The sequence below is a fragment of the Paenibacillus sp. PCH8 genome (assembly GCF_002968835.1).
GTDB lineage: Bacteria > Bacillota > Bacilli > Paenibacillales > Paenibacillaceae > Paenibacillus.
Genome location: NZ_PKQK01000003.1, coordinates 557,702 through 578,441 on the forward strand (window position 1 = coordinate 557,702; position 20,740 = coordinate 578,441).

The following is a 20,740-nucleotide window of genomic DNA, read 5'->3' on the forward strand; positions in this document are numbered from 1 at the left end:
GATATACTTTAGTATGGTTTACAGATTGGCATTAACTGCCAAGGGCACGTCACTTTCAACTTCCAACTGCTGATTCGCTGGCTCATCAAACCACCAATGGTGACCTTCCTCTTCAAGCATAGCATCCGATTCAGCCGGACCATAACTTCCTGCAGGATACAGGTGAAGTGGCAACAGGTTTTCCTGGAATGCATCCAGAATCGGTTGCACCCAAGCCCAGGACAGTTCTACTTCATCCCAATGGGCAAAGAATGTTGGATCTCCATGCAAAGCATCACGAATCAGGTTCTCATAAGCTTCTGCAAGATCGCCGTTATCCGGAGACAGGTCAATATGAACCGGTTTGAATTCACCTTTATTCTCAGGATCACTCGCATTCAGCTGCAAAGTCATACTCTGGTCAGGACTCATCTCAATAACGAGCAGGTTCGGCTTGGAACCATTGTCTTTCGTTACATTCGCCTGTCCTGAAGGTTCTTTGAATTCAATCACGATTCGTGTTGATTTCTCCTTCATTCTTTTACCCGTACGAATGTAAAACGGAACACCCCGCCAGAAGAAATCATCAATTTGCAATTTGGCAGCAATGAATGTGTCATTCATCGTGTTCTCCGCTACACCGGGTTCAGCAGCATAAGCGCTTACCGACTTGCCTTGAATGTTTCCTTCAGCATACTGTCCGCGAATGATGCTTGCGCCAACGGTCTGCTTTTGCAATGGCTGGATAGATTCCATGATGTGTTTCTTCTTCAAGCCGACTTTTTCCGATGTGCTGTTATATGGAAGCTGAATCGCCATCATCATGAGCAATTGCAACATATGATTCTGGAACATGTCTCGCACAGCGCCTACATGATCATAATAGGATGCACGTTCTTCGACACCTACAGTCTCATTTGCCGTAATTTGCACGTTGGAGATGTAACGGTTGTTCCATAGTGCCTTCATGATCGGATTACTCTGATGTAACGTCTCAAGCCGCTGTACCATCGGTTTGCCCAAGTAATGATCAATCCGATAAATCTCTTCCTCCGTGAACGATTCGCTTAACTTGCGGTTAAGGTCTCTGGCGGATTGCAGATCGTGACCGAATGGCTTCTCAATAACGAGACGCTTCCAGCCCTCCGTGGAACCCAACCCACTTTCCTGAATGTTCTCCGCAATGGGTTCGAAGAATTCCGGTCCGACGGATAGGTAAAATAGGCGGTTGGACGGAATGCCAAGCTCGGCCTCTCTTTGTTCAACTAATTGCAACAGCTTTATATAATCTTCCTTATGGCTTATATTCAATACACTGTAGCGGAAAGCTTTCACAAATGATTTCACCTTTTCAGGATCAGCCTGGCGTCTGGAAAATTCGTTTAATGATTTTTCCACTTGTGCCTGAAAGAATTCATCAGACCACTCTCTGCGTCCCAGACCAAATAATGAGAAGGTTTCCGGAAGCTTCTGCTCAAGATATAAGTTATATAAGGCAGGATATATTTTTCTTTTGGCTAAATCGCCAGTAGCTCCAAATAAAACAATGGTAGTTGGTTCCATCTCGCCGTTCTCCTTCCAAGTAACTCTGGTTTCTTTGTTGTAGTTACACTATAATACGTTTCATAGCCATACAAGTAATTAATATATTTCACAGGAGCTATAGACAATATCTATGACAACAAATTATGAACTATATAAAGTCTTTTACTGGGCCGCCAAAACGGGAAGTTTGACCCAGGCAGCCAAAGTACTGTATATCACTCAACCCAGTGTCAGTCATGCCATCAAACAGTTGGAAGAGAGCTTTGGTCTTACCTTGTTCTATCGAAATTCCAAAGGTGTATCGTTGACACAGGAAGGTACCAGTCTGTATTCCTATATTGAGCAGTCCCAAATTCTGATATCGCTTGCCGAAGAGAAAATGGCAGCATTGAAGAGTCTTGACAATGGTGAATTGAGGATCGGTGGCAGTGACTCCCTGTTCAAGCATTACATGCTGGCGTATCTGGAGGAATTCCATACGCTGTACCCTAATATCAAGTTACATCTGAGTCATGGAACTACGCCTGAAGTCATTACGTTCCTCAAGGAAGGTAAGATTGACCTTGGAGTTGTCCGGATGCCCATTGTTGATCCACAGCTTGAAGTCAGGGAAAGCATTCAGCTGAAAGACTGTTTTGTGGCGGGAGAACGCTATTCCCAGCTCAAAGGTAAAGTGATGACACTTGAGATGCTCCTGGAGCATCAACTGATCCTCTTCTCCCGGAACAGTCGGGTTCGGATGGCGATAACCGAATTGTTTAACAGTTATAATTACACATTGAAGCCTGAGATCGAGGTCGGCAGTGTGGATCTGCTGATTGAATTTGCACGTCGAGGATTGGGTATTTCCTATGTAACACGTGAATTCATCTCCAAAGAGTTGGAGGAAGGTTCTCTGTTTGAAATACAACTTGATGTCCCGCTGCCTCCTTCACATGTAGGGATAATGAGCAAACGCAATATGCCAATATCTCTGGCAGCCAACCGTTTTATGGATCTTATTTTCAAAGCCTGAGTTGTCAGAGATGACAACAGGTACGACAAAGAGCTTCACTATCCTTTATGGAAAGTGAGGCTCTTTGGATTGAATAATGTTTAGTTAACGACTAATGACTGACCAGATAGGAAGCATCCAAAATGAGGGCCACCCTTCCGTTACCCAGAATTGTTGCGCCAGACAGATGGTTCATGGCACCCAGATAAGTACCTAGCGTCTTAATAACGACTTCCTGATTCCCGATGATCTCATCGACTGCGTAGGCTGCAATTTTGTCAACGGAACGCACAATAACCAGTGGAATGGTTTTGGAATTGCGATCCGATCGTGAATAGTTGAGTTTGTCACACAGTCTGTGGAAGGGTACAATTCGTCCATGATTCAGAATCGCCTGTTGCCCTTGAATCATCTGAATATCCTCAGGGGATATCCGAACAATCTCAGCAACGTTGTACATCGGCAAGATCAGGACACGTCCTGATACTTTGACTAACAGACCTTTGATAATAGCCAATGTAAGCGGAAGACGAATGGTAAATGTGGTCCCCACTCCAACCTCTGTATCTATATCAATAATTCCGTTGAGACGTCCAATCTGACTGCGTACAATATCCATTCCCACGCCCCGGCCTGACACATCACTGACAGAAGAAGCTGTCGAAAATCCAGGTTCAAATATGAGATGTACAGATTCCTGTGTAGTCAAGCGTGCTGCCTGTTCTTCACTTATTATGCCTTTATCCAAAGCAGAAGCCTTAATCTTTTCACCATCAATACCTTTGCCATCATCCGAAAAACGAATCACGACATGGTTCTCTTCATGAAACGAAGTCAAGGTAATGCGTCCTTTGGACGGCTTCCCGTGCTCCGCTCGAATCTCCGCGCTTTCAATGCCATGATCTGCACTGTTCCGGATCAGATGAATCAATGGGTCACTCAATTCCTCAATAATCATCCGGTCAAGTTCAGTCTCTCCACCCTGGATAACCAGTTCCAGATCTTTGCCCAGTCTCTGCGAAAGGTCGCGAACCAGTCGCGGAAAGCGGGTGAATAGTTGATCAATGGGTAACATACGTGTCTTCATAACACCTTCCTGGAGCTCCTTGATCACTCGGCCCATATGGTCGGATACCCCGCCAATATTCTGCATGAGTGCAGAAGGCTCCTTACGTGCGCCCGAACCACTAAGATCTGCAAGGGATGTCTGATCAATTAGCAACTCTCCAACCAGATTCATCAAGTGATCCAGACGTTCAACATTCACGCGAACCGTAGGCTGAGCAGCCTTCACTTTCTCTTCCGAGACAGGCATGGTCACGTTTGGAGTCGTCCGCTCTGTTTCAGAGGTTAATTCCAGTGGTGCAGAAGTCGCTGCAACCTCATTGGATTCCAGCATATACGGACCAATCTCCAGCATATGGATATCCGAGTCGGCAGACAACTCTGCCTTGAGTTGTTGCTGGTCCTTCGAAGTAGCCACGATGATGATAAACTGACCATAATGATGGTCCTCATTCTCTGCGCCTGGCTGGCTCTCCATAAGAGAAGTAGCAACAACCGTGCCACATATATCCTCAATGCGTTGTCGCAAAATATGATATCTGGCTGCTTTCATCATGCAGGTCTGCTCCAGCACGATCTGAATAGACAGTAGCTGCTTGCCTGACACGATGGCTACCTGCGCCATGATCGATTCGGCTGATTGCAATTGAGGTGCTTTTATTTTCCCGACTACTGCCGGCGTCTGAATCAATGCCTTTATTTCACGTACTACCTCTCGAAAGTCTGCATAAGCTTCCCCACGGATATACTGATCACGAAGTACCTTCATGGCGTCCAGAGAGCGAAATAAGGTATCAATCAATTCCGAGGTCATTTCAGGTTTTTTCTCCCGGACCCATTCCAGAGCGAACTCCACTTCATGAGTAAGGTCACTTAATTCACGGAAATCCATTGTGGATGCGGATCCCTTGATGGTATGAGCTGCCCGAAACAACGTCTGAATCAGTTCTACCGAAGGCGAAAGCTCCAGTGCCAGCAAAGATTGATCCATCCGTTCCAGTTGATCATTCAGTTCTTCGATAAAGATGTCACGGTAGGCAGATAAATCCATCATTCGTGTATTCCTCCCTAACCGCCCAATATTTCGTCCAGTTTTAAAATACCAACCAGTTCATCACCCTGCTGGCCCACGGCTTGAAAGAATGCTTCACGGTTACGACTGTGACCTCCGGCAGGTGGATGTATTTCCGAGTAGGTTGTTACTTTGTTCACTCGATCCACGATCAATCCTATAAATTCATCCTGATATCGAACCACAATAATTCGAGTTGCCCGGGTATCCGGTTCATCCGGCATCCCCAGCAGATTCCGCAAACTCATGACACATACAACCTTGCCACGCAGATTAACTACCCCTTTAATCTCCGGACGGCTGAATGGAATATCCGTAATGCTGAGCACTTTAATAATTTCGTGAATTTCTTCAATTCGAATGGCGCAAGTCTCTGCACCGACAGACAATTCTATATATTGTTCCTTCTGAAGTGAAGACATCGATTCACCCTCAATTCGATATAATTATTGGGTTTTGAAGGCTGCTGCGGAATTAGATAGTTCTTCCGCCAGATGAGCCAGTGACTGGCATGTCGCTGCTGTCTCTTCCGACGCAGCAGCGGATTCCTCACTGGAAGCCGAGATGGATTCAACAGAACTCATGACCTCTGCCGCTTGAGCTGCCTCTTCTTCGCATGCAGCTGCAATTTCGTTTACTTTTTGTGAAGAGTTATTGACCATATCAATGATCTGATCAAAAGCCTGTCCAGTCATGGAAGACTGATCAACACTAGCGGCAACAGCCTGTACGCTTTGTCTTGTATTTTCCTGCATGGCTTTGATGATGACTGTAATTTCTTTGGTTGCCTCACCGCTTCGCTCCGCAAGCTTCCGGACTTCGTCTGCCACAACAGCGAATCCTCGCCCTTGCTCACCTGCACGCGCTGCTTCGATTGCAGCATTAAGTGCAAGCAGATTGGTCTGCTCAGCGATATCGTCAATCACTTCGATGATGTCACCAATTTTACGAGAATCATCTTCAAGTTTGGACATTTTCATATTTACCGCTTGCATACCTTCCAATGAAGTCTGTACAACTTGTCCACCTTCACGAGCAGTCTTCACGGTATCATTGGACAATTCAGCTGCTTCTTCTGCACTTGCAGCTACAGAGTTAATTGCCAGTGACAACTCTTTGAACAATTCAGAGATGTTACTTGCCTCATGGGATTGGCTTGTGCTGGTACTTGCAATTTCTTGTGTACTTGCTGAGATTTGTTGTGAAGAAGCAGCTACACTTTGGGAGTTCATCACAATATTGTTGATTAACTCTTTCAGATTGTCTACCATCCGATTCAAAGCCGCGGACAATTGACCCACTTCATCTTTGCTGGAGATGTCTGACTTGAGGGTCAGATTTCCGTTCGCGACTTCCGTTGCCAGACCCAGCATGGCCATGAGTGGCTTCGAGATGGAACGAGAAATGATGTAACCGATCAGAATACTGAAGAGTACAGATACAACAACCATAACAATGGTTACTGTAAAGGCAGATGTGTAGGCTTCTTCCGATTTCGTATTGGCCTGTTCAGCCAAAGATACATTTAAGTCCACCAAATCCGTCAACGTTTGTACTACCTGGTCACCCGGAGGTTTCAATGTTGCTTTCAGGAAATTAATAAAACCTGCATCATCTTCTGCTAATGCCAGCGTGACACCTTCATCGTACAGTTTCATATAGCTGTCGTACTGGGTATCTAATTTACGAAGTAACTCCACTTCTCCCGTTGTGGTCGCCAGAGGACGATATGTAGCAATTCGATCCTCAAGGGATTGACGAATTATGGCTATACTTTCTGTAACTCTGGTCTGCTCTGCTGCTACTTCCTCAAAGTTCAGATCACGTATGTTAACCCGCATTCTCTGATAATCAACCTGAGCTGAAGATAATTCTTTCACTGAATTCAGATTGTTGTTATACATATCTTGCATTCTTTCATTGGTGCTTCTCAACGTGACTACTGAATAAATTCCTAGTGCTGCCAGAATCATTGACACAACTAAAAACGCTGAAATAATCTTTGTTGCTGTTTTCATATTACTGAACCATACCATCTAAACTCCCCCTATGCATTATCGTGTCCAGTTATGTAATTTACCTTGCTAACCCTTCTCCGAGGTTGCACTCCAGACAGCATACGATCTATTTCGACAGATTTATATCAAAACTGAATAGCGTATTTTCATTTCTATTAATTTGCACTATTACGAATTTATATTTTAGATATTAAGATTCTAGTAATATAGAATGTAATATACTAAGTACCTGATTAATAAAATATTATAATTCATATATACGAAAACCATATATTATTTTATTGTTTTTATACATGAGTTATCAGACATAACAATTTCGAAATATGTAAACTTCCTTTTTTACATTTTCAAGATATTAATATATAGTTCTTGGGTCTAACAACCGATGTCAATTATCAAAATTAATTGTTTAATTAAGCTTTAATACCGTCCCCCCCCATGACTAAAGTCTAACTATGGAGAAACTTTAACTAATTCTATGGTCACACACAAATAACCAAACCCTCTTAAAGAGAGTTTGATTATTATAATATAATTCTATCCATTCATATGGATAAATTTACACACCGTACAGCTGTTCCAGTTCCATTAATCGATTCTCAATTCGCTGAGGAATAATACCAAACAAGTTGTCCCAAGTCATGAACATCTCCGGCTGCAACAAATATTCTTGGAACTCCATAGCTGGCACGAATGCCTTGGTCTGTAGATATCGCATCACCTGAGCATCGATCTGTTCATTCGTTTCAAAATAACCGTGGAACAATTCATTCACAAGTAGCCCATCACATCCCGCTTTAGCACCTGCTGCGATGTACAAGTTTGGCAATAACTCGAATACAACTGGAAGTGGTGAAAAAGCATGTTTGCCAGGCTGTGAATACAGACATACATGACGTCCTATCATATTGACCCGATCTTTCAACAATCCGCGCAGCACTTTGCCATGAAAGCTGGCTTCACAGTCCACAACCTCTCCGTCATGACCCACATAGATCCACACATGCTCCATTTCATACAGATGTCCAATCTCATAATCCCACCAGATCGCAAATTCAATCACATATTGTACTACCTCGACTGGAAACTCAATATCCCTCCTGAACGAAGGGGAAGGCCCTGAACGATGCAACACAGAAACGCCCACCAAATCCGGATAGAAAGGTTCGTTCCGATCAAACATCAATACAGGTGCATAACTCATTGCGGTTTGAAGCATTTCCATTTCTGACATGGTCATGGATGGTATCCCCCATTTTCATCGATGTTACAACCATTTTAGCAGAGATTTCTATAGGTGTTAACGTATAGAATAAGCCCGCAACCAGATAAGTTCCAGTTGCAGGCTTAGATGATTCTATTTTATTAGAGAGGAATTGCCCCTAATCTCTAGATCCTTTAGTTGGTTTAGGTGCATTGGATGGTTGGGTAGACAGGTCAGAAACAGCAGTATCACACCCTATAGGTGGACCCAAAATAGCATCATTTTGTATAGACGCAACGGCTCTGGCATAAGCCTCCTCATCCAGACAATAGGCTCGATGTGCCACTTCGGGTGGTGTTGCCGCTAGAAAATCAGCTCCGAATACAATATCAGGGGTCGGTTGATCAAAAATAGTTAATACGTGTACATCATCTGTTTCGGCTACAAACCAGTGAAACCAGCCTTTAGGGAACACGGAAACCTGCCCCGGTTTCAAATGATACGTTATTCGCTCACGTGTGAACGGGTTGAACACTGATGTTGTAACTTCACCACGGATGACGATGACCATCTCAGTCACATTGGTGTGCCAATGAGGCTGTACAATAATGCCTTTGCTCAGATATACATTGAAGAAACCATTTTCAATCGTTGGCAGTTGCGCTCCAAATAGCTGGGTCACATAATTACGCGGGTCTCTTTGATAATTAACAACAGCATTAGAATCAGCCGCCAACTGCACGTTCGGGGATTGCAGAATCGGATTAATCATGCGATTATTTCTCCTCCTTGGGCATACATCTCATTGTTGTACTGTATGCCGGAGAATAGAAAGATAATACCATTTTGACACATGTTATGAACTCTTTTTAATCCGAAACTACAAGTTTCTTGCATCATTTCTTAGGAACTAGACTTGACCAGGGAATCTTGCTCCGGCTGCAATGCCTTGGGGTGATATACGATCAATCTGGTTCATCTCATCATCTGTAAGCGAAACCTGTAGCGCTCCTAAATTCTCGTGAACTCTTTCCAGGTTGCGAGTCCCCGGGATCGGAACGATATGTTCTCCCTTTGCAAGCAACCAAGCCAAGGCAAGTTGTGAGACCGTGCATTCTTTTTGCATAGAGATTTCTTGAATTAATCCAACAACCTCCAGATTTTTCTGAAAGTTCTCACCTTGAAAACGTGGATAGTGACGACGATAATCATCTTTCGGCAAATCCTCCAAAGATCGGATCTGACCTGTCAGGAAACCACGTCCCAATGGGCTGTATGGAACCAAACCAATGTTTAGCTCATGCAGGACCGGCATAATTTCATCCTCAAGCTCACGACTCCACAATGAGTATTCGGTCTGTAGCGCCGTAATCGGGTGAACAGCATGCGCATGCCGAATGATCTCTACTGGCGCTTCAGACAACCCAATATATCGAATCTTCCCCTGTTGAACCAGATCGGCAAGCGTGCCCACCGTCTCTTCAATGGGTGTATTGGGATCAGGACGATGTTGATAATACAGATCGATATAATCCATCCCCAGGTTGTAGAGACTCGCATCTACTGACTTTTTGATGTAAGCTGGGTCTCCTTTGGGGCCCTGCGTGTGTGTTATACCGAATTTGGTGGCAACGATAACCTCGGATCTTCGACCTTGAAGCGCACGTCCAAGCAGCTTTTCATTCCCTCCAAATCGCTGTTTTTCATACTCTCCGTACAGATCCGCCGTATCAAACATAGTGACTCCTGCATCCAACGCACCCTGAATGGTAAGTACCGATTCGTCATTATCCGGCATCATCATCACACCCAGGCCGAGCCCGGATATTCGTAATTGATCATTTCCCAGCGTTCTTGTCTTGATCATGTGGTTCCCTCTTTTCTTGTTAAAATAGAAACGTGAAATAGATACGTTTGAACTTGAGTTCATTCTATTTCACTCCAGAGATCCCAACCACACTCTGTTTATGCTAGTAATGAAACTACCAGGGTGATCGACTTTCTATACGGCAACAGGGACGTAAATACAACAATGAATACCTGATTGACTGTTCAGATTATTCATGGAAAAGATATCGTACGCATGCACAACACCATCTGCCCGATCCGTCGTTTCAAGCAGGACGCGATTGACTTGTTTCATTTCGACTTGGTGCAGGTTCCAGATCGTTTGGAAATCCACATTTTCTTCACTCAACCGACTCACTATCCTTGCAAACTCGGGGTCACTCGGATACTTGTCATAGTACGTACGGAAAACAGCTACTGAATGCCGTGCGAATTCATCCCAGTTGTGCATACGCTCCCTGAGCGTTATATCCAGAAATAAAATCCGCATCATTAAACGCTCATTCACATGCATCGAGGAAAAGTGGAAGAGGTTCGTGTCTGCAGCTTCATTCCAGGCAAGTACCTCAGAACGTTCATTGGTAATGAAGGCGGGGTGAGTCAACTGCCCAATAATGCTCTGCCACCCTGGCTCCAGCTGAGAATACGAAGCAAGGAATTCATGTTCCGTATTGGGGTCCCATATGTCAAACAGATGGCTCTTCTCTTCCAGCGTTAACTGGAGCGCGTTCGCTATGCTCTCCATCACTTCTCGTGAAGCCGCCAATTCCCTACCCTGTTCCAGCCACGTGTAGTACGTTGCACTGACACCAGCCAATACGGCTACTTCTTCCCTTCTTAGACCCGGCGTTCTTCGCTGTCCATAAGATCCCGACAATCCGACTTGTTCCGGCTGAATGCGGCTTCTCCGTGATTTCAAAAACTCACCCAGTATTTTATTACGACTCGTTCCTGTGTCCATAACATCGTTCCTTTTATATAAAGTGAATTGAAGCGAGTCAGACTCTATCCAGAAATGGAAGTCTCTGAATGGCTTTGATATAATTCATTTATTCATATTTCTACAGAATGCTAGATATCAATTAGCTTAGCATTGACTGGTGTAGAACGAAAGGAGCAGAGCATGATCCCTAAGGTTGGAGATGTGTACTGCGTGTACGTCGAAAAATTACAACAATATACCGCCTGCCAGGTAATCGGGCTGAAAGAAACGGAAGGTAAACCTTCCGACACGCTTGCCTCAGTTCTTCAGTTAGATTGGACTGGTGATCAACTACCTGATGAAATGCAGCTTCATCAGATGCAACCTCTAATCTGTAATTTCTATTTCTGGAACAATCGAGTTGACCATAGTTACGTGAGTGCTAATGTTCCTTCACAGTATGTGCTTGCAGGTAACCTCCCTCCTCTCTACACCGAGGAAACGAATTCGTATGGCGGAGGCTGGCCGATCGGAGAAAGACTTCACCTCCAGCGTGAATGGGAAAGTATTGATGCGATCCGAAGAGCACAGTTCAAACAAGCTGCGGATGATGACGAAGAAGTCATGATTGGCGATCGTGTAATACGGCGCAGTACGAGTACCCTCCGAGATTTCAGCCCTACATCTGCGGAAGATGTAACCGAACTTGCCAAGCTACCTTGTCTGACACATATTGAAATGGATGGATATATGGAATCCATCTTTCCATTTATAGAGGACAATCCGTTCATCAAAGAGCTTCATATCATACATCATGGTCAAACGATGCTGGATATCAGCAAGAGTCACCTGACCAAACTCATTGTGGATGTCAGCGGGTTGGAGCGGTTGATTTTGAACACGAAGATGACGAGTCTGAACTTCACAGGAGAGCTGTCCCCTAGTCTTTGTATCGTAGCTCATGAAGATGGTAAACGCATCACTCTGAATGTCCCAGTGGACTTGTCACAGGTTACTGGTATTTCGCGACTTGAAGGTCTGTATATCAGAGATATCACAGAACTCAATCTGGAGCCAATTGTGCAGTACTATCCTGAGCTTTCAGAATTACGATTGTGGGGTAAACCCGGCAATGTATCCCATATAGAAACGATTCAGCATTTGGTGACTTTGCAAACCTTCACTACATATGACGTGTTCGGCTTCGACGGTGATCAATTCCCTGATCCAGAGCTGCTTCCCGAATTGACTACGCTGTGGCTAACGAGCCTGCCTGCCGATGCAGCCAAGTCGATCAAAACAAAATATAAAAAATTTGCTACTGCCGGACTTGATGTGGAGATCACCAAAGCACGCAAACCGGAATGGCTTGCCGAGAACCTGAACAATCCGTTTCGGGATTGGGATGGACGGGACCACATCAAGGCAGCACACGCGAAAAAAGCAGCTCAATTGTACAAGCAGTGCTTGAAGGAAATCCGTCAATTAAGTCAAGGTCCCATGGATCAGGAGTCTATACACAAGCAGCTCGTCTCCATGGTTGAAAACTACACCCAGACCTTCAACAAGATGGATGCCAAGACCGGCTTTATTGAAACGATAGAGCGTGAGGAGATTTACGTTGTACTAGAGGGATTGATGGATCAGTTGGTACAGGAGTTGGAATTGCGGCAAGATGATTCGGTTAAGGTTAATCACGAGGAATTATATGAGGTATTTGATCGTTTGAGGGATTTCTAGGTTGCATGTTACGATTCGTCTATTCGCTAGAACGGCAATATTGTGCCAGAAAACTATTTATGTAAAGAGGGTCTGTCGTGAACATGGTGGGACCCTCTTTTGTGTGAGTACAATTACGTATATAGCAGGTTCACATTTAACAATAGTATATATCTATAAATGAAGCTCATTGAAACACCCAGACTCCATTATATGTTCTCGGAACTTGCTACATTTCATCAAAAAAATCTGCAATTCATATCGCTGGATCTACCATGAAATTTTCAAATGTAGCTATCGTTCCATGTTCTTGATGTTCAATGTCTGCATATCCAATCATTTTTCAACTCGGGTATAGATATCGGACAATCTCTTCTTCACAATATCTAACTACCTTTAGGATTTCCGGATTATTTTGACATTCAGGTTAACCCCATACTCCACCAACAACTTAACTACTTCCGGTTGATTGCAGATTAAGGCAAGGTCGAGTGGCGTCAATGCTATGTATTTGCTGAGTACGATCTCTTCTTCGAGATCCATGCCCTGTTTAATGGATTTTTCTAAAGCACCCATGTCTCCCTCATATATTGCCCTAGCGTGATCAGGAAGCGTTTCAAATGATCCTTGATTTCCGATTTTGAACAAATTTATAACCGCCTTGCGTTTGCACTTATTGGCTACACGACTACCAGTCTTTTTTTCATACTCTTTGCTAATATTGCACCCACTACAAATTGGATAAGTAATGATAAAATTGATAATTTCCAGTCTATCAATACCCAAAGTGGCGAGAAAATCATACTCAGTTTAAGAAATGAATCTAATTTACCTCTAATATATAACTCACCCTCGACCCAGACTGAAATAACTGTAGCCAAAAACATAACTCCCAGTGAAACTGTAACAAAACAAGCACCTAAATAAAATCTATTCCATGCACTACTTTCTACCAATGCAAGTACAACGAACCATGCCGTAACAAAGAACATAATGAAAATAATTAGAATAGGTTTCAACGGCTTATACAAACGAAGAATGGAAGCAGAAGCTTCTCCCGAGCTATCCTGCGAATCTATTTTATTTTTTTGTTTCTCAAGTTTCTTCATTTCAACTTTTATGAAACTCATTATCGTTGAAAGGATGGATGTATCCCGCTGGGAATAAAAACCTCTTATTAATTCTCGCATATCTTCAGAAAAGTAAGAACTGCACTCGCCAAATTTGTCGTATAAATTTTGAACTGCTCCTGCATGATTATGTTGTGCCAACACACTAGCTATTGCGGCCTCAACTCTAGTGTATGACTCCATCTTCTTTTGAATTTGAGCTAATTGATTCTTGTTATCCGTTTCGATCATTACTTTGAATTCTTTGTATAACCATATGATGACTGTACACACAATGGTTGAAATCAGCGATATCTCAGGGTTCATTTTGAAATAATTTAATAGTTCTTGAAGCACAATACACCACACCTTTATATTAAAAATACTTATTCAACTTTTGTACCTACCTCTACCATAACCATAGCGCCTGTCTTAAAACCCTTGACAAAACAAGCAGCTGAGTACGATGAATGCACTTGATCTATAAGATCCATCATTTGTTCAAGGTCTTGAAAATCCTGTTTTGATAATTTGCTTTGGAACCTCTCTATGTACATGGTAACTTTCTTATTCAACTCTCGGTACTCCGCATCTTGAGGAACAATATTCTCTTCTGGTCTGAGATTACCGTAATATAATTCTTCTATTATATTTCCCACATCACAGCCCTCCTTTCTCTAATAAATGCCTAGTACTCATCTCATGACAATTATATAAGATTCAGAGAAAATGATGGGGTTTTATGCAATATTCGCATGTAATTCTTATAGCCTTCATAGAAAATCGCATTTTACATGCTTTCTTTGACATAATAATGCAATGCTTGTTGAGCCCTACCTCGGGAATATGCTAAGATAATGGACACCTATTTCCACAAGATCCTATTACAAATCAACAGTACAGAAAGGACACTATGAATCCTTCATCACTGTCATCCAAGTTACAACATATCATTCCACCGCTGGATCTGCGAAGCTGTCTGGTCAGCGTACGCGGTGAGATCATGTACGAACACTACCGCAACCACGAGGCTGCGACAGATATTGCAAAAATCAATTCATGTACCAAGAGTGTGCTGTCCGCGCTCATCTGTATAGCGATGGATAAAGGCTTGTTGCCAGAGGCATCTACCCCAATCTCCACCTTTTTTCCACAGTTGACATCCGATCCTGATCCTCGCAAACCAGCGATTACGCTGGAACAACTGCTCACCATGACAGCCGGATTCAACTGGGACGAATTCGGCGGGCAGAATTCATTCCCTCGCATGACCCGCACCGATCATTGGGTGGATTTTGCGTTGGAACAACGCCTAAGTCATGAACCGGGTACATACATGGAATACAATTCAGGAGTATCACAGATTCTATCCGCCATCCTGATGCAAAATGTAGGCATGAACGTAGCCGAGTTCGCAGAACGTTATCTTTTTGACCCTCTGGAAATTAAGCATTATGAATGGGAAAGCGACCCTCAAGGTGTTCATACAGGTGGGTTTGGTCTAAAGTTGTTGCCCGTAGATCTGTTGAAATTCGGTCAGCTGTTTCTACAGCAAGGTATATGGGAGGGGCAGTCTCTCATTTTAAATCATCTCGTCTCCCGTTCAACGCAGCCTTTCATTACAGTCAGTCCACCAAATCACGGCAGTTATGCTTGGCATTGGTGGGTGGATGTCTATCCGAACGAAAGGTCTTCCGCCGAAGATATTGCTGCTGAAGACGACAAACCCAATCTCCATTATTATTACGCGCGAGGGTTTGGTGGGCAGTATGTATACATTGTCCCTCAGCTGGAACTCGTTACGGTGTTAACCAATGATAAACGAAAGAAAGAGAAACCTCCGCTGGATGTTTTCCCTCGATTAATCGCCCCGAGCTATGGAAAATGTTATAAACGCAGGCAGTCCTTCTATCCTGTCCGACCAATGAACCCCCAACCTTATGTAGGCATTAACCAGCCCATAGGCTGGGGTTTTCGTCATGCCAAAGCTTCTTCGATTGCAATCGTTATTGGATACGGACCAGACTCTTGATTAGAGATCACAACCAGTTGTAGATCATAGTCCGGATACACGGAAGACATGAACGACACACCTGGATCGAACCCCATGACATGAAATTTGAAAATATCTTCCGCCTTGCGGTCAATCCAGATCCCTTGCCCATAGTACTCTTCGTCTTCTTGATGAGCATGTGGAGTTAATAACTGCCGCGTCGTCTCTTCATTCAACAATTGGTGTCCCAGCAAAGCATCCCAAAATCGGATCATATCCGGTGCTGTACCATATGCCCCACCATCTGATCCACCTTTGACAGGAATGGAGAACATATTGGTGTTCCAGGAGCCATCTTCATGATCGATATACCCTAAAGCTGTGTTACGCGGGAGCTGATCTGTTAAGAAATAACCGGAGTCCTTCATGCTACACCGTTTGAAAATGTGCTCTCCCACATAATCTGTAAACGACAGTCCTGAATGTTGTTCCACGATAAGCCCCAGCACAATAAAAGCCGCATTGTTATAGTGGAATTGCTGCCCCGGAGCAGACTTCATCGGCAGATGCTGAAACATGGGCAGAAAGTCACTCAATTGCCGCATCACGTAAACCGGTCTGTCTTTCCACAATTCTGAAAAGTCTTCCATCACTTCTTCATCGAAATAATCTGGAATACCTGACGTGTGTGTTAACAACTGATGGATGGTAATTCCTTCGTCCCATAGTGGAAACTCCACATCCAACACATCGTTCAGCTTGGAATCAGCAGACAACTTGCCTGCTTCAATTAGATGGCATATACTCACTGCCGTGAAGATCTTACATCCTGATGCAATTCCGAAGCGTGTATCCACCTGATTGGCAAGTTCTTCACTGCGATTCGCATAACCTCGTTTCATATTCAAAAGGGTTTTCCCGGCTTGCTGGAGTAATACAACACCCGAAAAATTCACACGTTCCATGACTTCTTCTACTTTTGTTGTCAACTCTACTGCATTCAACATTTTGTTGCTCACCTACTTGTCTATGTATTCATTACATTCTCATTCTTAATTCTTCGTCATATCCTGCATACCTGCCAAATTTCCATAAAAAGAAGGATTAATCCCTTATAAAAGGAAATAACCCTTCTTCAGACAACGTAAGATTAAGTTTGACAAAGCATGCTCAAATGCTGTTCAATCACTTGTTCCACTCGTTTTACTGTAAGTCTATCTGGCTGCATTAACATATGAATGGCGAGTCCATCCACAAGAGCATATAACTTCTCTGTTTCCATCTCGGCATCCAGTTCAGGATGTGTCATCCCCTGCTTCTGCAACTCCAGTATCACCCATTGAACCGATCGATACATCCCTTGATGCATCTGATCACTTAACTTTTTTAATTCGGGGTACACCAATAATTTGGCTGTAAACGAAAACCAGACCTCCATTTCCATCATTCTATCTTCGTCCAACGGGAGAAATTGCAAGAGCAGATTCTTCATATCCTGCAGTACAGATTCACTCATCTGTAACGCCTCCACCCTTTTCTGTACCCGTTCTGCAAAAAGGTTCATACAAAAGGTGAACAATTCGGCCTGTGTGGCAAAATAATGACGCATGGAACCTACAGATAGTCCCGCTTCCTTCGCTATATTCCGAACTGTAGCATGCTCCAGTCCGTGCTCTTGTATGACCCGGATTGCTGCATCAGCAACGATTATCCTTTGAGCTTCATGATCTACGATTTTTGGCATGACAACATTATACACCAAGCTTCTCTTTTTGTAATACACTGTGCTATAATCTTTTTAATACTTTGTATTAAATAAAAAAAAGCTGTAGGAGAGGAATTCATAAGATCATGCATACGACCATCCCCACCTCAAAACGCAAAAAATTCGGAGTTTTCACCTTCATAATCAGGATATTATGCACAATCTTATTACTGATTGGAGCGTCATTCCTTTATGAGTGGTTTGCCTCATCGCAAGCCAAAGAGGATTTCCCACCTCCCGGAAAGTTAGTTCAAGTCAGCGGTTACCAATTACACATCAATAAACAAGGCAGTGGTTCGCCAACCGTCCTTATGGAGGCTGGAAGTGGTGAGACCAGTTTGTCGTGGAGAGACATCCCTGCCGAACTAGCCCAACATGCAACGGTGGTCACGTATGATCGCGCAGGATACGCCTGGAGTGAATCTGCATCCACAGAACGTACAGGTGCGAATATCGTTCAGGACTTACATACAGCTCTGGAGAAGGAAAATATCCGTGGCCCTTACATTCTGGTAGGGCATTCCCTTGGTGGTATGTATGCCAGACTCTTCGCACAGTCGTATACAAGTGAGGTTCAGAGCCTTGTCCTCATTGATGCGCGACCTGAGGATGATGAACGGAACACAAAGGCTTTGTTGGAACAGGCTCAGTTTCAGGGAAACCCGCCTGCCTCCTTGTTATCTTTACTGAAGGTATCTGGAGCTTTCAGATTATTCCCAGACTTTATGCTTGATGGTCTGGTTGCCAAGCAAGATCGGGATACTTTTGTTAATGTGATTGCTACCCCTTCCTATTTTCACGCCAAAGAAGAAGAAGCCCTCCACGCCCATTCAACAGAAGATGCCATTCGTGGCCAACGTCTTGGATCAATCCCTGTACGTATCATTGCACGCGGACGTCCTCAAGACTATGCTAGTGCAGGGATTCCGGTTGACATTGGGCAGAAGCTCGAATCCATATGGCAATCGGGGCAACGGAACATGTTGAATATATCGAAGGATAGTCAGCTCATTGTGGCCACCCGCAGCGGGCATATGATTATTCACGATGAACCTGAACTGGTTGTGAAAACAATCCTTGAGCTAATCTCTGATAAGTAGAGATATTTTTCTTCAGAACATCCTGCGCTCGATCCAATGTTAAAGGGCTGTTCCGATAGCCATGTGTATGACTTGGAACAGCCCTTCAAGCAATGAACATTAAGATTAGATCTAATAAGTTCGGGTTTAAGAAAACAAATGTTAGCGTAACGCTTGCAGGTCCGACTCGGGACTTCCTGCACTCTTCTTCATTTCACGGGGAGTCCTCGTATTGATCAGATAATACAATGCGGCATAGATTGTAGTGATAAACGTGCCAAAAAACAGGCAAAACGCCAGAGAAGGTCGACTCACACTTTCGTGCATCAGCTCAATCAGGGTCTCGCGATTCGTCAGTGCATCCCAGCTATTCAGTCGATATACACGTCCAAGCAAGACTCCATAACTCCCCAAAGCACAGCCTGCCAGTACAAAAATCCAGGATGCCCAACGTCCAATTCGGTGATAGATCACTTCCTGAAGCTGATACATTGACAGGAAGCCAAGCAGGAGTCCAGTCCAGACAAACATTAATACAACGCTCAAATCATACCAATAGGTGTAGTCCACCCCATTCCCACCATAATAGCGGGAACTTCTAGCCGTCAGATGAATTAGATCCGTAACAATGTAGGAAGAATTCGGGTAAAATAACAACCACAGCAGCCCACTTGCCACTGCAAGCCATGAAGCACCTTTCCACTTCACATCACTCAGAAGATAAGCTGCATAAGAGAACACAAAAGGAATCCAGCCCAAGAACAGATTCCAGATCAAGAAGCGGAAATAACGCTGATCCAGCCAATCTGCGGCTACGTAGTACAAGCCAAGCGTTACTATTGTGACCACACTAAGGAAAATAAATATGCGAATATAATTCAGTTTTCTCAATGATTCTGACCTCACTTGATTAAATTCTTAATTAATTCCGAAAATATCGGATGATTTCTTCCTTATTCTTTTCGACACGCAGATTCAATCCTCGTTTATCCTTTATCCCATACTGCTGCAATTCATGGCCTGGATCAAGCACCAACGGTTTGGTTGCCACATCGACCAACAAATCCATCGTCAATTGGTAGGCTTCCCGTAACTTGTCCATCGAGATAAATGATTCATACCGTTTGATCAGTTCAATGAGACGTTCAGCATACACAAGTCGAACCATACTGTCCGCACTCTTGAGTTGTCTTGAAGCAAATGCTGTAATCGCCGTAATAATGGTCGGTTCTGTCCGATGTTTGGCGATCAGCGCAAGCTCATCCACTGCATTCCAATTCATGATGGACAGTTCAGAAGATAATTGATCCATTCTTTCCTTCATCCATAGTTCTTCTAACTCCTGAGGTACTTCCCAGCGCTTGTAGTCAGCATATATACCTTCTCGGTGCATTTGTATAGCGCTCCCATAATATTTGACAAACCATTTTTTTGGTACATCCCATTCGGTATCTGTCACATCCACCACCATACCCTGTCTCTATTTGTACTTGTCCCCACAACATATTACATAAATTTACTGATGAGCAAGCATACTAGAATCATACCATTTACCAAAGGAGAATCAAATTCACAATGAATCCGATAAACCCCCAGAACCGAGTTCAGCCACAAATAAATACCAACCCTGGTTTCACACCCATCGCTAATCATGGCGGTCATGAAGTATTTGATGTACATGAGATTTTGGCAGGAACCATTAATGTACTGGATCAGTACATGATTTTCCGTACATTCGTACAATCTCAAGAGCTAATTGATATTCTGGATCGTCAGTACAACTTCATATTGTCCCAGTACAATCTGACCGCAGAATGTTTCGCCTCGGGACTGAAGCCCCATCAGGAGACTGCAACCTACATGATACCTAACATTGTACCAACGATGTATGGTCTTAAGCCAGCAGCACCAAAAAAGCCGAACCAAAGCTTGTCTGATGTCAAAGATGCCGGGATCAGCAGTCATATGTTGGGACTGATCAAATCACATACCGCTCTCCTAGCCATGTCCGCTAATGAAATAACAAATGGGACTGTGCGCCGAGTCATCGCTTCACAGATACAACACTTTATTGAGATGGCTTATGAGATTTTCATGTTCCAAAATAAAAATGCTTATTATCAAGTTCCACAACTCAGTCCAATGGATACACAACAGATGCTTCAGGCATATACTCCGGCAACTTCAACACCTCAGATGCCGGTGAACAATAAATCTCTTCATTAATTAGCCAAAGAAATTAAACATAGGCCTGATCTTCCAAGAACAGTCTCTTCAACCCAATCAGGTTGTGAGAGGCTGTTTTTTGCGTTTAATCATTATCTGCGGAAGATCCTTGATTCGCTTGCCAAAAACTGGTTTAATCAAAACAAACCTGTACAGAGTAACCCCTTGATCCTACTATGATATATGTGTAACAAATTGTAAG

20 protein-coding genes are annotated in these 20,740 nt (G+C 43.6%); 5 read left to right on the top strand and 15 right to left on the bottom strand.

Annotated elements, in window-relative coordinates:
• Nucleotides 1-18: 18 nt before the first annotated feature.
• Nucleotides 19-1,542 carry a glucose-6-phosphate dehydrogenase gene (zwf, locus tag C0Q44_RS19735; RefSeq protein WP_105408950.1) on the bottom strand — a complete coding sequence of 508 codons (1,524 nt, stop codon included), beginning with the start codon at nt 1,540-1,542 and terminating at the stop codon, nt 19-21.
• A 112-nt stretch (nt 1,543-1,654) separates the two neighbouring features.
• Between zwf and C0Q44_RS19740 the strand changes: the two genes are divergently transcribed.
• The gene (locus C0Q44_RS19740) at nt 1,655-2,539 is read left to right on the top strand and encodes a LysR family transcriptional regulator (RefSeq protein WP_105408951.1); all 885 of its coding nucleotides are present in this window, start codon (nt 1,655-1,657) and stop codon (nt 2,537-2,539) included.
• A 91-nt stretch (nt 2,540-2,630) separates the two neighbouring features.
• Here the strand turns inward: C0Q44_RS19740 and C0Q44_RS19745 are convergent, their stop codons facing one another.
• The 7 genes from C0Q44_RS19745 to C0Q44_RS19775 all read right to left on the bottom strand — a co-directional run bounded on the left by C0Q44_RS19745 (nt 2,631) and on the right by C0Q44_RS19775 (nt 10,686).
• On the bottom strand, nt 2,631-4,637 hold the full coding sequence (locus C0Q44_RS19745; RefSeq protein ID WP_105408952.1) for a chemotaxis protein CheA: 2,007 nt from the start codon (nt 4,635-4,637) through the stop codon (nt 2,631-2,633).
• Between the two features lie 14 nt (nt 4,638-4,651).
• Complete coding sequence (locus C0Q44_RS19750; protein WP_105408953.1) at nt 4,652-5,077, bottom strand: chemotaxis protein CheW; 426 nt, start codon at nt 5,075-5,077, stop codon at nt 4,652-4,654.
• A gap of 24 nt (nt 5,078-5,101) precedes the next feature.
• Nucleotides 5,102-6,691 carry a methyl-accepting chemotaxis protein gene (locus tag C0Q44_RS19755; RefSeq protein ID WP_105408954.1) on the bottom strand — a complete coding sequence of 530 codons (1,590 nt, stop codon included), beginning with the start codon at nt 6,689-6,691 and terminating at the stop codon, nt 5,102-5,104.
• 541 nt (nt 6,692-7,232) lie between these two features.
• Nucleotides 7,233-7,913 (bottom strand): hypothetical protein, encoded by a 681-nt coding sequence (locus C0Q44_RS19760; protein WP_105408955.1) that lies wholly within the window; start codon nt 7,911-7,913, stop codon nt 7,233-7,235.
• Nucleotides 7,914-8,055: 142 nt separating this feature from the next.
• Nucleotides 8,056-8,649 carry a cupin domain-containing protein gene (locus C0Q44_RS19765; protein WP_105408956.1) on the bottom strand — a complete coding sequence of 198 codons (594 nt, stop codon included), beginning with the start codon at nt 8,647-8,649 and terminating at the stop codon, nt 8,056-8,058.
• A 138-nt stretch (nt 8,650-8,787) separates the two neighbouring features.
• Entirely contained in the window at nt 8,788-9,741 is a 954-nt protein-coding gene (locus C0Q44_RS19770) for an aldo/keto reductase (RefSeq protein ID WP_105409314.1), read from the bottom strand.
• A 138-nt stretch (nt 9,742-9,879) separates the two neighbouring features.
• Entirely contained in the window at nt 9,880-10,686 is an 807-nt protein-coding gene (locus C0Q44_RS19775) for a helix-turn-helix transcriptional regulator (RefSeq protein ID WP_105408957.1), read from the bottom strand.
• Between the two features lie 162 nt (nt 10,687-10,848).
• Here C0Q44_RS19775 and C0Q44_RS19780 point away from each other — a divergent pair, with 162 nt between their 5' ends.
• Complete coding sequence (locus C0Q44_RS19780) at nt 10,849-12,387, top strand: hypothetical protein (RefSeq protein WP_105408958.1); 1,539 nt, start codon at nt 10,849-10,851, stop codon at nt 12,385-12,387.
• 375 nt (nt 12,388-12,762) lie between these two features.
• On the opposite strand, the gene C0Q44_RS19785 is transcribed toward C0Q44_RS19780, so the two are convergent.
• The 3 genes from C0Q44_RS19785 to C0Q44_RS19795 are packed head-to-tail and all read right to left on the bottom strand — an operon-like array spanning nt 12,763 to nt 14,134.
• Nucleotides 12,763-13,014 carry an ankyrin repeat domain-containing protein gene (locus tag C0Q44_RS19785; protein WP_105408959.1) on the bottom strand — a complete coding sequence of 84 codons (252 nt, stop codon included), beginning with the start codon at nt 13,012-13,014 and terminating at the stop codon, nt 12,763-12,765.
• A 32-nt stretch (nt 13,015-13,046) separates the two neighbouring features.
• A complete protein-coding gene (locus C0Q44_RS19790; protein WP_105408960.1) occupies nt 13,047-13,832 on the bottom strand; it encodes a hypothetical protein in 786 nt (261 codons plus the stop codon).
• Between the two features lie 29 nt (nt 13,833-13,861).
• Entirely contained in the window at nt 13,862-14,134 is a 273-nt protein-coding gene (locus C0Q44_RS19795; RefSeq protein WP_105408961.1) for a DUF6809 family protein, read from the bottom strand.
• 254 nt (nt 14,135-14,388) lie between these two features.
• Between C0Q44_RS19795 and C0Q44_RS19800 the strand changes: the two genes are divergently transcribed.
• Entirely contained in the window at nt 14,389-15,507 is a 1,119-nt protein-coding gene (locus C0Q44_RS19800) for a serine hydrolase domain-containing protein (protein ID WP_258166454.1), read from the top strand.
• On the opposite strand, the gene C0Q44_RS19805 is transcribed toward C0Q44_RS19800, so the two are convergent.
• Both C0Q44_RS19805 and C0Q44_RS19810 read right to left on the bottom strand, forming a co-directional pair.
• Nucleotides 15,453-16,475 (bottom strand): serine hydrolase domain-containing protein, encoded by a 1,023-nt coding sequence (locus C0Q44_RS19805; RefSeq protein ID WP_105408962.1) that lies wholly within the window; start codon nt 16,473-16,475, stop codon nt 15,453-15,455. The two genes, C0Q44_RS19800 and C0Q44_RS19805, sit on opposite strands and share 55 nt — an antisense overlap.
• Before the next feature lie 143 nt (nt 16,476-16,618).
• Nucleotides 16,619-17,212 (bottom strand): TetR/AcrR family transcriptional regulator, encoded by a 594-nt coding sequence (locus tag C0Q44_RS19810; protein ID WP_181151087.1) that lies wholly within the window; start codon nt 17,210-17,212, stop codon nt 16,619-16,621.
• Between the two features lie 107 nt (nt 17,213-17,319).
• On the opposite strand from C0Q44_RS19810, the gene C0Q44_RS19815 reads away from it, so the two are divergent.
• On the top strand, nt 17,320-18,333 hold the full coding sequence (locus C0Q44_RS19815) for an alpha/beta fold hydrolase (protein WP_374955119.1): 1,014 nt from the start codon (nt 17,320-17,322) through the stop codon (nt 18,331-18,333).
• A gap of 141 nt (nt 18,334-18,474) precedes the next feature.
• On the opposite strand, the gene C0Q44_RS19820 is transcribed toward C0Q44_RS19815, so the two are convergent.
• Together C0Q44_RS19820 and C0Q44_RS19825 are read right to left on the bottom strand one after the other, a co-directional pair.
• Entirely contained in the window at nt 18,475-19,161 is a 687-nt protein-coding gene (locus C0Q44_RS19820) for a DUF1361 domain-containing protein (RefSeq protein ID WP_258166455.1), read from the bottom strand.
• Between the two features lie 73 nt (nt 19,162-19,234).
• The gene (locus C0Q44_RS19825; RefSeq protein WP_146113484.1) at nt 19,235-19,705 is read right to left on the bottom strand and encodes a hypothetical protein; all 471 of its coding nucleotides are present in this window, start codon (nt 19,703-19,705) and stop codon (nt 19,235-19,237) included.
• Between the two features lie 182 nt (nt 19,706-19,887).
• Here C0Q44_RS19825 and C0Q44_RS19830 point away from each other — a divergent pair, with 182 nt between their 5' ends.
• Nucleotides 19,888-20,538, top strand: coding sequence for a spore coat protein (locus C0Q44_RS19830; RefSeq protein ID WP_105408966.1), 651 nt, complete (start codon nt 19,888-19,890; stop codon nt 20,536-20,538).
• Nucleotides 20,539-20,740 lie beyond the last annotated feature (202 nt).

What these genes read in the sequence shown, in the direction of transcription:
- C0Q44_RS19805 (WP_105408962.1), bottom strand. Translation starts at nt 16,475, where the DNA reads ATGTTGAATGCAGTAGAGTTGACAACAAAAGTAGAAGAAGTCATGGAA.
- C0Q44_RS19815 (WP_374955119.1), top strand. Translation starts at nt 17,320, where the DNA reads ATGCATACGACCATCCCCACCTCAAAACGCAAAAAATTCGGAGTTTTC.
- C0Q44_RS19740 (WP_105408951.1), top strand. Translation starts at nt 1,655, where the DNA reads ATGACAACAAATTATGAACTATATAAAGTCTTTTACTGGGCCGCCAAA.
- C0Q44_RS19775 (WP_105408957.1), bottom strand. Translation starts at nt 10,686, where the DNA reads ATGGACACAGGAACGAGTCGTAATAAAATACTGGGTGAGTTTTTGAAA.
- C0Q44_RS19755 (WP_105408954.1), bottom strand. Translation starts at nt 6,691, where the DNA reads ATGGTATGGTTCAGTAATATGAAAACAGCAACAAAGATTATTTCAGCG.
- C0Q44_RS19765 (WP_105408956.1), bottom strand. Translation starts at nt 8,649, where the DNA reads ATGATTAATCCGATTCTGCAATCCCCGAACGTGCAGTTGGCGGCTGAT.
- C0Q44_RS19800 (WP_258166454.1), top strand. Translation starts at nt 14,389, where the DNA reads ATGAATCCTTCATCACTGTCATCCAAGTTACAACATATCATTCCACCG.
- C0Q44_RS19750 (WP_105408953.1), bottom strand. Translation starts at nt 5,077, where the DNA reads ATGTCTTCACTTCAGAAGGAACAATATATAGAATTGTCTGTCGGTGCA.
- C0Q44_RS19760 (WP_105408955.1), bottom strand. Translation starts at nt 7,913, where the DNA reads ATGACCATGTCAGAAATGGAAATGCTTCAAACCGCAATGAGTTATGCA.
- C0Q44_RS19780 (WP_105408958.1), top strand. Translation starts at nt 10,849, where the DNA reads ATGATCCCTAAGGTTGGAGATGTGTACTGCGTGTACGTCGAAAAATTA.
- C0Q44_RS19745 (WP_105408952.1), bottom strand. Translation starts at nt 4,637, where the DNA reads ATGATGGATTTATCTGCCTACCGTGACATCTTTATCGAAGAACTGAAT.
- C0Q44_RS19830 (WP_105408966.1), top strand. Translation starts at nt 19,888, where the DNA reads ATGAATCCGATAAACCCCCAGAACCGAGTTCAGCCACAAATAAATACC.
- C0Q44_RS19825 (WP_146113484.1), bottom strand. Translation starts at nt 19,705, where the DNA reads ATGCACCGAGAAGGTATATATGCTGACTACAAGCGCTGGGAAGTACCT.
- zwf (WP_105408950.1), bottom strand. Translation starts at nt 1,542, where the DNA reads ATGGAACCAACTACCATTGTTTTATTTGGAGCTACTGGCGATTTAGCC.
- C0Q44_RS19810 (WP_181151087.1), bottom strand. Translation starts at nt 17,212, where the DNA reads ATGCCAAAAATCGTAGATCATGAAGCTCAAAGGATAATCGTTGCTGAT.